Annotated in this window: 8 protein-coding genes; 2 read left to right on the forward strand and 6 right to left on the reverse strand. The window is 32.6% G+C overall.

All coding sequences use genetic code 11. The features are described 5' to 3' along the window. Positions 1–141 precede the first annotated feature (141 nt). The 4 genes from D9V42_RS03710 to D9V42_RS03725 form a co-directional block, all read right to left on the reverse strand. Positions 142–2,010, reverse strand: coding sequence for an FUSC family protein (locus D9V42_RS03710; RefSeq protein ID WP_244204772.1), 1,869 nt, complete (start codon positions 2,008–2,010; stop codon positions 142–144). Between the two features lie 479 nt (positions 2,011–2,489). After that, positions 2,490–3,188, reverse strand: coding sequence for an acetolactate decarboxylase (gene budA, locus D9V42_RS03715; protein ID WP_122063176.1), 699 nt, complete (start codon positions 3,186–3,188; stop codon positions 2,490–2,492). Between the two features lie 201 nt (positions 3,189–3,389). After that, entirely contained in the window at positions 3,390–3,680 is a 291-nt protein-coding gene (locus D9V42_RS03720) for a putative quinol monooxygenase (protein WP_107554305.1), read from the reverse strand. Positions 3,681–3,748: 68 nt separating this feature from the next. Beyond that, positions 3,749–5,026 (reverse strand): pyruvate MFS transporter, encoded by a 1,278-nt coding sequence (locus D9V42_RS03725; protein WP_122063178.1) that lies wholly within the window; start codon positions 5,024–5,026, stop codon positions 3,749–3,751. A 246-nt stretch (positions 5,027–5,272) separates the two neighbouring features. Here D9V42_RS03725 and uptA point away from each other — a divergent pair, with 246 nt between their 5' ends. After that, entirely contained in the window at positions 5,273–5,881 is a 609-nt protein-coding gene (gene uptA, locus D9V42_RS03730) for an undecaprenyl phosphate transporter UptA (RefSeq protein WP_122063180.1), read from the forward strand. A gap of 292 nt (positions 5,882–6,173) precedes the next feature. On the opposite strand, the gene putP is transcribed toward uptA, so the two are convergent. After that, positions 6,174–7,730 (reverse strand): sodium/proline symporter PutP, encoded by a 1,557-nt coding sequence (putP, locus tag D9V42_RS03735; protein ID WP_122063182.1) that lies wholly within the window; start codon positions 7,728–7,730, stop codon positions 6,174–6,176. A gap of 501 nt (positions 7,731–8,231) precedes the next feature. Between putP and D9V42_RS03740 the strand changes: the two genes are divergently transcribed. Next, positions 8,232–10,184 carry a fructose-1,6-bisphosphatase gene (locus D9V42_RS03740; protein ID WP_122063184.1) on the forward strand — a complete coding sequence of 651 codons (1,953 nt, stop codon included), beginning with the start codon at positions 8,232–8,234 and terminating at the stop codon, positions 10,182–10,184. A 164-nt stretch (positions 10,185–10,348) separates the two neighbouring features. On the opposite strand, the gene D9V42_RS03745 is transcribed toward D9V42_RS03740, so the two are convergent. Beyond that, entirely contained in the window at positions 10,349–12,148 is a 1,800-nt protein-coding gene (locus D9V42_RS03745) for a cation:proton antiporter (protein ID WP_107554300.1), read from the reverse strand. Between the last annotated feature and the right edge of the window lie 179 nt (positions 12,149–12,327).

Here is a 12,327-nt window from a genome sequence, read left to right on the forward strand (position 1 = left end):
ATACCGACAGTCTAACCCGAGACAAACCGTAGTCTCCCCCCCATCATATTATAGGCAATTTAAGCACTGACCTTCTCTATACAAATAAGCCGCCCTTAATGCTAACAAAGTAGCAAAGGGCGGCTTATTTTAGACATTTAGTTATACTGTCGCTTCTTGTCTTACATGCAAACAGTTAGTTTGAATACTCAACAGTGACGTTTTTACATGTGCGTACTGAGGTAAATCTGGTAATGTTTTCCATTGAATATGATTACCTCTTTCAAAGTGTTTAGCAATATTTTCAAAAACCAATAAATAATCTCCCATCGTATCATCATCTATATGATAACGTTGTTCATTACTTAAAGCTCTTGTCAGTATAAAACTGATTTCTTCCAAAGCATAAATACTAGGATAATAGTATTGTATCACCATTTTATTACTAAATATTTCACCATTTGCACTGTTATAAACTTGCGTCATATTATTTAATTTAACGCTGAGTTTTAGCATTTCATGTTTATCTTGTTCCCTTGAAGCATATTTATTACTGGAAAATAGATAATGGAAAATGACTGCTTCATCTCTAGCAACTGCTGCTAAAGTATCTGGCAACATAGATGAAGCCGTTTTTCTGCCAATAAATAGCAAACAAACTACTGCAATGAGGATACCTACTATAACATCTATTACTCTTGGTAAAGCAATTAAGATGGTCAAATGGTTAGACGCAAGTCCATTTAATAAAATAACTTGTATTGTAATAAATATCACTGCAAACGAATAGTTGGCACCGACGAACATTTCAGTTATACCTGCTGCAACTGCCAATAATATAATTGCTACAGGAATTGGCGGCGTTGCTAATAATATGAGTGATAAGAATAACACACCAATAATGGTACCAATGCCTCTAGCCCCTGCACGTTCAAAACTATGCAATGTAGTCGATCCTAATAATACAGTATGTGCACTTAATGGAATCCAATAAGCTTTTTCAAAATCGAACATGAGCGCTATAAAAATAGCAATTGCCATGATGACGATATAACGTATTGTATTTCTAAATACAAATGAATCTAAAGTTAAATTTTGTATCATGCGTTGTCCATAAATTGGCACACGAATATCTATTTCATGTTCCACACGTTCACTGTCTGCATTCATAATCGCATCTACTTTAATAATACTATCAACTAAATTTTGATTTACAGCATCTACTTCTACTTTTTGTGTCCATTGACGGGTTGTATTACCGTGTGAATAAACACGTTTAATCACATAATCTGCCATCTCTTTTATTTCTTCTGGCAACGGGCGTGCATCCTTTTCATTCAGCTCCAATAATTCTGAATGAATACCTTGCGCCGTATTATGTAACAATAACAGACGTTGAAACTCTGCTGATTCTTTGGATTTTGCTGTACTTGATGTGATGAGTTGAATATCTGAATTTCTAAATGCCGTTACTGCAAATTGTGACGCTTTAGCAAACGCCTGTGCATCGTCAAAATTATAAATCAATTGCTTGATTATATTGTAATCATTTCTAATTGCTTTTGATTCTGTAGATTCTTTGGATAACATTATTACTAATATCACAATAACAGTTGCTAATAGTCCTCCGACAAACATTGCGCCGCCTCTTGTTAAAGCTTCTTCTGGGGCTACAGGTAAGTTGATTGGCAAACTAAATGCAACGATAAAAAACGTGGAAGACGGTCCAGGGATATTAAGAGAGCTAAAGATGTAGTATGGTATGACGGAAACAACTAATAGTAATACACCAAATATGATTGGTTGGCTAACGGTTAATGTCCCTAGAACCATAGCTAAAGATAAACCTATTGCTGAAAAGAGCACCATGCGTAATTTAGATTTAGCCGGACCTCCAAAGACATAGATATGTGCCAAGGTACCAGTTGAAATTAGTAACCCTATAGAAAAATAGCCAGTGACATAACCAATAAGTAAAGGAATTAACATTAAGATACATTGTCTAATTCCTTTTGCTACATCAATCTTCATCGAATCGAACCGTAGTAAAGATTTTATATAATTAGTCAATATGGTCAAGCATCTCCTTTTCTATTTAATTTTTACAATGATATGTATAATTTTATTAAATCTTCCGCCACATAAATAGAGCGGGACAGAAATCAAAGATGTGATTTCCTATTCCCGCCCTCATAAGGCTGATTAAATAGTTAAAAGTTTTGTATTAAAACATGCCATCTTAATTATTAGATAATCGATATGCTATGTCCATCTTAAACAACAACTAACATTACTTACTATATTAATAAACTTGAATTATTAAAAAGCCATATGATTTAGTGAATTTGTTCCTAACTTATTTAGTTTAATAAAATATATAACGTCATCTTAAATATATATACTTATCTAGAAGTATTACTTCTCTATTTTAACACTTTTTTTAAATTCTTCTAGATGCGATTCGTATGAACACTTTGTGACTTATTCAACAAAAAATTAATGGTTGTTTTTTACTCGGCTTCTTTAATATCTGCTTCTACATTGGAATAATCAATATCTGCTTCTAAGAAAGTTTGATTATTTACTGGGAAATGTTGTTCTAGCGTCTCTATATTACTCAATTCAACAATACCATGATTCATTTCAAAATCTAGTACATGCCCTCCGACTGATTGATAATCATCTACAAAATGTAAGTGGAAGCCACTAGCAGCTATACCATGAAATAATTGTGGGGCATAAAAGCCAACAATTGTACCATCTATTTGTTCATGCGTGAATTCTGGCTGACGCTTAGCAGATTCAATAAGTTTCGTATAGGGTTTCTCTTGTTTTGGCATCATACGCACATGTACCATTTCAAATTTACCAGTTATTTTTACGGCTATAAAAATATTGTCACTTAAAGCCTTTTGTTGTACTTTATTCAATAATGTTTCAGAATCAGTTATATTACGCACATCAAATTGAGCATCTGGTTTGAATGGTGTAACCGTTGCAAAAGGTGTTAACTCGTCGCCCTTCAACTCCTTGAATTCTCCATATTCATTTGCATGAAAAGCTTGATTATCTAATATAATCACTTCACCATCAGAACCTGTGAGTGTTCCTATACCTAAATCACCATGTTCTAAAATTTCATTAATTGTTGCAGTACCTTCTAATAAACCCGCCATTAACGTTCCTAAAGTACCATGTTGATATAACATTATTTTTACACTCCTAAAACTACTTTTCTCTATCAAAATCATTATTGTATTACCCGCAACATAAAATTATACACTTATTAATATGATTAAAACAGTATCTTGCTTATCTTTCCCAAGATAAAGAAAGTGGAATAGAAATCAAAATTGCATTTTGATTTCTATTCCACTCTCTTATTATTTCAATACATTTCAAATAATTAGTTATGTTGTTTGATCTTGAGAAACGCTAATATCTGGTTTTTCAACTAAATATTGACTTACTTCAGCAAAAAATGCTTTAAAGTGATCAGAATTGTTATGTGCTTCAACAGCTGCTTCATCTTTGTAACGTTCGATAAAAGCAAAAGTATTAGGTTCGTCTGTTTGTTCAAAATGTTTATAAAATAATGAACCTTCCTCAGTGCTAGCACCTTCAAGTAATGGTTTTACTAATTCTAAATAACCTTCTCTTTTAGCTGGGTCAATTTTCATTATTGCATTAATAGTAATCATATTTTTCTCCTCCTCATAAGTATAATTATTATACTAGGAGGTAATCAAAAAACACAAATAATTAAACTTTATAAATTTTCTTTTTCTATAATTAAAGGTTGATCCGGTTTTACAAAGAACCACATAATAATCGCAAACACTACTGGAATTATTACTAATTCTAATGTCATTGTCCAACCTACGATGTCAACCATCATACCAGCCAATAACGGACTTAATAATGCACCAATATTCCCCCACAGATTCATCCAACCTGATACCGAACCAGAGAAATTACGTCCTAAATCCGTCGCAGCTGCCCAACTCATTCCTGTGGCAATACCAATACCTCCGAGACATAATGATAGCCAAAATACATTAACGACTAGATTGTCTGTTTGTAGTGACATAAATAATGAGATACAGAATACTAAGAAACCCATAATCGCAATTGATGCACGTGCCACAAAACGAGATTTACCACTTTGTAACAGTTTATCTGAAATTGCTCCTCCACAAAGTATAAGTAAGAACATTGCTATCCAAGGAGCGCCTGCTGCCCAAGCCATATCAGGATCAGTAAGTTTCACTTTATACTGTTCCGTAAGATATGTAGGTAACCAAATTAAAAATAACGAAACTACGAACTGTACTACAAAATATTGTGCTGCTATCGCATAAAAACTAAAGCGCGTGAAAAAGATATTCCATGGTGCATTGGATTTTTCCGTCTTTATAACATCTCTATTTTCAATAATATAATTCTTCTCTGCTTCATTGACCATCTGGTGTTGTTCTGGTAAATCTTTTGCAATTACCATCCATAATATAGCAATAACAAAACCTACCGCACCAAATATATAAAATACGGCTTGCCAACCAAACATATTTACAATTGCTATCGTTACTACTGGGGCAATTACAGGACCAAAATATGAACCAGCAAGCAACGCACTAGATGCACGTCCTTTTTCACCTTTTGCAAACCAGTTTGTATTAAATACAGCATTAGAAGGATACATTGGCGCTTCTCCGACACCGAATAAAAAACGTACGGCGTAAAGCATACCATGATTTTTTACAATACCTGTTAAAATCGTAAATGCGCTCCACCAAACAAGTGCAATAGTTAATAATTTTTTTGACCCAAATTTTTCAGCCAAAAATCCAGACGGCACTTGCATCAATGCATAGCCTAATGAGAAAAATGATGCTAATAAACCGAATTGTGTTTTATTTAAGTTTAAGTCTTCCATCATCGGTCCTGCAATTATAGATATATTGGAACGGTCCATATAAGCAATTACTCCGATAATAAAAAATGCTATTGCAAAATACCATCTAATATTTGTTCTTTTTTCTTTCATCTCTCTCCAACTTTCTCCCTTAAGTAACTAGTCATCATATGACCTATTGTTTTTTAATGATATTACCACAAAATGAAATCGCTTACAATAACTTTTTTACTTTTTACATGATTATATAAAACCAATCACAATATCATACTTGAGCCCTATGTATGTTCCGTGGACAATTTAGTATTTTAGATTATACTTAAATATGTACAAAAAAAATTAACAAAGTTTGATTTTAAAGGAGCCAATCATAGAGCTATGGAACAAATACTTACCGACTTTATTAGCACATGGGGCTATGCTGCCATTGCAATATTAATATTATTCGAAAACATATTACCTTTCATACCTTCTGAAATTATTTTAACCTTTGCAGGACTAATGTCTGTTAAATCAGGATTATCTATCCCCATTCTTTTTACAATTTCAACCATTGCATCATTGATAGGTTTACTTGTCCTCTATTATATAAGTAGACTTGTTTCTGAAACGCGTTTATATCGTTTCGTTGATAAATATGGCAAATGGATTAAATTAAAAGGCAAAGATGTTGAACGTGCGAATGATTGGTTTAAAAAACATGGTGCCATTGCAGTGTTCATCTGTCGCTTTATACCAGTTTTACGTGTACTGATTACTATCCCAGCAGGAATCAATCGTATGAATGTTGTAGTTTTTACAATTCTTTCATTAATTGGTACAACCATTTGGAATTTCGCTTTAATTTATTTAGGCAAATTATTGAGTGCTAGTTGGGATGTATTAATGAATGGTTTACATACCTATTCGTATATTATGTATGTCATTATTATTTTAGCGGTGATTTTTGTCTTTTATAGACTTTTCAAAAAAGACCGTGTCCAATAAGAACGCGTTTGTTTAGCCTAATAAATTAACAGGCTAATTTAATTCACTTAAAAACCAATAAAATAAAATTTTACGCTCTTATCGCAATAATAATATCATTGCGGTAAGAGCGTTTTTTATACTGATATCTTTAATTTCCAAAACGTTATCAATATTTGACATAAAAAAGACTAACTTCCCCCTTTGAAGTTAGCCTTTCACGATCTATATAAAATTTCTCCCTTATTAAATGACACTATAATGTTGCGCTGAACAAGTGAATATCAGACATAATTTAAACCCCTTTTTAAAATTATGATTCACTCTGTTCATCTTTATTTTTAACAATTCGACGTACATCAGCTAAATCAGTCGCTACATCAATTTGTGGTTTTTTAGTCAATTTACTGACTATGAATGTAACAATCAGACTTGTTAAAAAGCCAGGTATGATTTCATATAAATTAAAGAAATCGTTTATATCTCCTAGTGGTTTAACAAATGCAATCCATAGTATAACTACGATTGCACCCGACAACATACCGCTGATAGCGCCGGTACGACTTAAACCTTTCCAATATAACGACAAGAGCACTAGTGGCCCAAAGGCTGCACCAAAACCTGCCCAAGCATTACCTACAAGATTTAATATCGTATCATTAGGCGACCATGCAATCCATATAGATATAATCGCAACGATTATAACTGATATACGCCCAACCAATACAAATTCTTTTTGATGTTCTTTAGCGGCTTCTTCACCACGAAACAACTTATAAAAGTCTTCTGTTAATGAACTTGATGTCACTAGCAATTGCGAAGATATCGTGCTCATAATCGCAGCTAAAATGGCCGCAAGTAAAAACCCACCAACAAGTGGATGGAACAATATTTGTCCCATTAAAATAAATAACGTCTCAGGATCTTTTAATTCAACCCCATTGCTATTTACAAAAGTGATACCTACCAGTCCAACACCCACTGCACCAAGTAAGCTAATCGCCATCCAACCTATACCAAAACGTCTTGCTGTCGGTAATTGTTTAATAGATTTGATAGACATAAAACGAACAATTATGTGTGGTTGACCAAAATAACCTAACCCCCAAGCAAAGAAAGAAATAATACCTATAAACGTTGTTCCTTTAAATAAATCTAAATTTGTAGGTTTTAATTCTGCTGCTTGTGATATGGTATCTAGACCACTTAATTGCATCATCGCTACTATCGGGACCATTACCATAGCAATAATCATAACAACCCCTTGGAAAAAATCTGTTAATGATACTGCTAAGTAACCTCCGAAGAACGTATATGCAATAACTATAATTGCCACTAATAACATACCAAAGTGATAATTCAATCCAAAGGCACTTTCAAACAAAACGCCTCCTGAAACCATTCCGGAGTGAGTGTAAAGCGTAAAGAATACAACGATAATTCCACCTGCAATTATTTTAATCAGATTTGATTTATCATCCACTCTATTTTTAAAGAAATCTGGTAGTGTAATTGCATCTCCAGCCTTTTCCGTATAAACACGAAGACGAGGTGCTACAACTACATAGTTTATGTATGCGCCAATTGTTAAGCCTATGGCTAACCATGCTGCAGATAATCCAGTTGAATACACTTCTCCTGGTAATCCCATAATCATCCAACCACTCATGTCAGATGCCCCTGCAGACAATGCCGTTACATATGGACCAATATTTCTTCCACCTAACATATATTCACTTACGTTGCTCGTAGATTGTTTAAATCCATAGTATCCTATGCCTAATAAAACAATAAAATAAACACTCAGCATAATATATGTTTGCCAATTTGGATCTACTTGACTCGATAATGATGTCCCCAATGTAAACATGAAACAAACTCCTCCCCTTATAATTTTGTTACATGCATATATTATACAAAAATAATCATCAAATTAAACAATAAATCGTAAATTTTTTGTTAGCTTGTATATATAACAACCTAATAATACGCTCTAAATACTGTTACAAAAAGATTTTAACGCCTAAAAATTATAATTGTACAATTACACTTTTATAACAAAAATACTTCTATTAGCATTCACAAAAATGTATGTTTATCACAACATTTATGTAAATATCAAAAATAACATATTTAAGTAACATAAGGATATCACGCTTCATATTCGCCTTTTAACGCTTCATATAAAACACTTTTTGACACTAGGTTATACAATCAAGCCATATCTTCGAATTTAATTAAAATTCATAATATAATAAGTAGTAGACAAAAGATTGTGTTTTAATGCTACAATAAGAAACATATAATGGAAGCGTTTTACTAATTTGTATTTTATACTTTAGAAATTTATTCAACTGGAGTGACATAAATAATGCATAATTCAACAGACAAGAGTGTAAAAGAAAGATTTTTAGATTTACTTTCTGAACAATTTGATACTAAAGAAGCGCTCGCAACTGAAATCATCAATTTAGAATCTATTTTGGAACTTCCAAAAGGGACAGAGCACTTTGTTAGTGATTTGCACGGAGAATTCCATGCCTTTCAACACGTTTTACGCAATGGTTCAGGGAATGTTCGTTCAAAGATTAATGACATTTTCCAAGATACGCTAACGCGTAAAGAAATTAATGAGTTTTCTGCTTTGGTTTATTATCCTGAAGAAAAATTACAACTCATAAAAAATAGTTTTAGTTCCAAATCAGAATTAAATGAATGGTATATTACGACCATTAACCGTCTAATTAAACTAATTACTTATGCATCATCAAAATATACACGTACAAAACTACGTAAATCTTTACCTGAGAATTATGTTTTTATTGTAGAAGAATTATTGTATAAAAGTAATAAATATAATAATAAACATTCCTACTACGAAACGTTAATCAAACAAATTATAGAATTAGAACAATCAGATGATTTAATTATTGGCCTATCTTTCACAGTACAACATCTAGTGGTTAATCACTTACATGTCGTAGGTGATATTTATGATCGTGGACCTGAACCGGATAAGATTATGGAAACACTCATAGATTACCCTTCTGTCGATATTCAATGGGGTAATCATGATGTACTATGGATTGGCGCATATGCAGGGTCTAAGGTTTGTCTTGCAAACTTACTTAGAATTTGTGCACGTTACGATAATTTGGATATTATTGAAGATGCATATGGCATCAACTTACGACCGTTATTAACACTTGCTGATAAATATTATGATGGAGCAAATCCAGCATTCCGCCCTAAAAATGCTGAAGGTTTATCTGAATTAGAGTTAGAACAAATCACTAAACTCCATCAAGCCATAGCTATTATTCAATTTAAATTAGAAGCACCAATTATCAATCGCCGACCTACATTTGAAATGGAAGAACGTTTAGTGCTAGAAAAAATTGACTATGAAAAAAATGAAGCAACACTTTACGGAAAAACATATCCATTAGAACACACTTGTTTCCAAACCGTTGATCCTAATGATCCAAACAAGTTAACTGATGAAGAAGCAGATGTAATCGATAAATTATTATTATCAGTTCAACAATCCGAAAAACTAAAACGCCACATGACTTTCCTTATGCAAAAAGGAAAACTTTACTTACCTTACAATGGAAACTTACTTATCCATGGTTGTATCCCCGTCGATGAACAAGGTGAAATGGAATCAATGGTTATTGATGGGGTGAAATGTTATGGCAGAGATTTATTAGACCATTTCGAGGAATATGTACGAATAGCATTTGACCATAAAGATATTCAAGATGATTTAGCTACAGATTTAGTTTGGTATTTATGGACTGGTAAATACTCTTCACTATTTGGCAAACGTGCAATGACTACATTTGAACGCTATTTCATCAAAGATAAAACAGCACATAAAGAAACTAAAAATCCTTATTATTATTTACGTGAAGATGTAGATATGTGTAAAAAAATGCTAAAAGATTTCGGTTTAGATCCCGAACAAGGTCATATTATCAATGGTCACACCCCCGTGAAAGAAATTGATGGAGAAGACCCAATTAAAGCTGATGGTAAGATGATTGTCATTGATGGCGGATTCTCGAAAGCTTATCAATCAACAACAGGTATCGCTGGATATACTCTACTTTATAATTCATTTGGTATGCAGCTCGTGGCCCATCAACACTTTAACTCTAAAAAGCACGTATTGCTTAACGGTGCTGATGAACTCTCAATTCGTCGTGTCGTAGATAAAGAATTACAACGAAAAAAAATTCGTGATACAAATACTGGTCATGAAATTCAAGCACAGATTGATATCTTAAAAGAATTAATGCATGATCGTTTTGTAAACTAGAGACACCCATAAATACGAATATAAAAAATAATCCGAGGCATATAGCTATGTCTCGGATTTTCTATGAATAAAAGAAGTATCTATGAAAACAAAAACCTATCGACAAAGATGAACCCTTTGTCGATAGGTTAGCCTGAGAACACGTTCTCACTCTGTTTAACTTCTTATATATTTTGATGTAAGTAAGCATCTTTTAAATAACCTATTACACCTTCCTCAGCTTCAGAGATAAACTGATTGCTACGTTTGAATGTTACTACACTATTATTATCTATATGATAGAGGACCATATCGTTTTTAGTTAATTGATTTTGTTTTTTCGCTGGTATTTCTAAAATATTGTGTTCACTTATAAAACGATTAAACCAACGGGATGTGAAATTCCAATCAAAAAGAATATGATTTCTAATCGGACCATCTACGTTACTACGATCATGTTCATCACTAAACGACACTGGCATCATATCTACATGTTTCAAACCAAATTCTGGAACTAACTCATTAAAAGCTAAGCTATTAAATATAAAGGATTGTGTCATCAATATACATTTATTATATCGTGTCATATCTGCATATATTCGATCATTGCTTGATAATAAGTTGCCATCGAAAACTTCAAATCCTAATTCTTTTGACCGTTGTGTTGTATTACTAAATAAATTAAATGTCATAACTGGTATGTTATGGCTTCTTAATTTTGCTCCAAGATGAAAGGAAAATTCACTTTCCCCTACTATAATAATGCCTGGTGGTTCAGTACTAGACATATGCATAATCTTACTTAATGGTAAAAAGCTAAAGCCATATATGACAACGGTAATAAATACTAAGCCAAAAGTCACTGGCGTTATATATTCTGCCATCGGCGTTCCTTTTTCAATGAATAATCCACCGAAAAATTGCGCTACAGTTAATACAACTATACCTCTAGGAGCCATCATTGATACCATCGCTCTCTCTCGTTTAGATATCTCAGTGTTCACTGTAGACAAGAGGATGGAAATTGGTCTTACTAAGATAATCATAATGGCACAAAAAATAAATAGTTTCCAAGACATAACACTTTTTAATACTTCTAAAGTTAATGAAGAAGTGATTAATATAAATACAGTGGAAATCATGATCGATGATGTATTTTCAATAAAATGATCTGATTCCTTAAAGATTAAATCGTGTCTCTTCATACGTGCCATCATTAGACCAAATATCGTAACTGCTAATAGGCCTGATTCCGGTAAAATCTCATCACATATCGAAAAAATTAATAAAATAAAGATTAATTGTATCGGCGGCATCAAATTTTGTGGAATAAGATCTTTTTTAATTAACCACATAAATAAGTACGATGCACCAAATCCAATAGCAATTGCAATGAATAAACTTATAATAAATCTAGCTATTAACTGCAAATCAAATCCTTGTTCTATAATTTGAAAAATATAAAAAGCACCTAAAGCAAGCATTGGTCCAATAGGATCAAGTATAATACTTTCCCATCTTAGTATTGAATCAACACGCTTTTTAACTTTCGCTTGTTTTAATAATGGTTGAATCACAGTTGGTCCTGTGATTAAAAATAAGCCACCTAACACTAACGAAATAGATAGTGAAAAACCAATGATATAATGTAGTGTGACCGCCCCAAGTATCCAAGCAATAATTGCACCTATCGTGATAATACGTATAACCGCTTTAGAAATTCCTTTAATTTCACGAAAATCTAAATTACTACTTCCCTCAAACAAGATAATTGCCACTGCTAATGAAACTAAGGGACTGAATACTTCTTCCCCCAAACTTTCTTGCGGATTGATTAAGCCAAATACTGGTCCTACAAGCAATCCAACTATAGCCATAACTACAATAGATGGCCATTTAATTCTATTCGCAAACCATTGACTAAAAATACCCAATGCCAAAAATATAACAATGAGTAATGTTAACGGTAAATTTAATAATGACACATGACTCACACTCTCCCGATTTTTTATATTTATTACCTGGTATTTTTATGTAAATTAGCTACTAAATTAAAGCATAAAATAAAGCAATAAGAAGACATATTATCAAAAATTTTATATTAACGCACTAAAAATGTTTTTCTTTTATTTATTACTTCAGTTCTCTCTCAAAAGTTCACTCT

Source organism: Staphylococcus pseudoxylosus (assembly GCF_003697915.1).
Classification (GTDB): Bacteria; Bacillota; Bacilli; order Staphylococcales; family Staphylococcaceae; genus Staphylococcus; species Staphylococcus pseudoxylosus.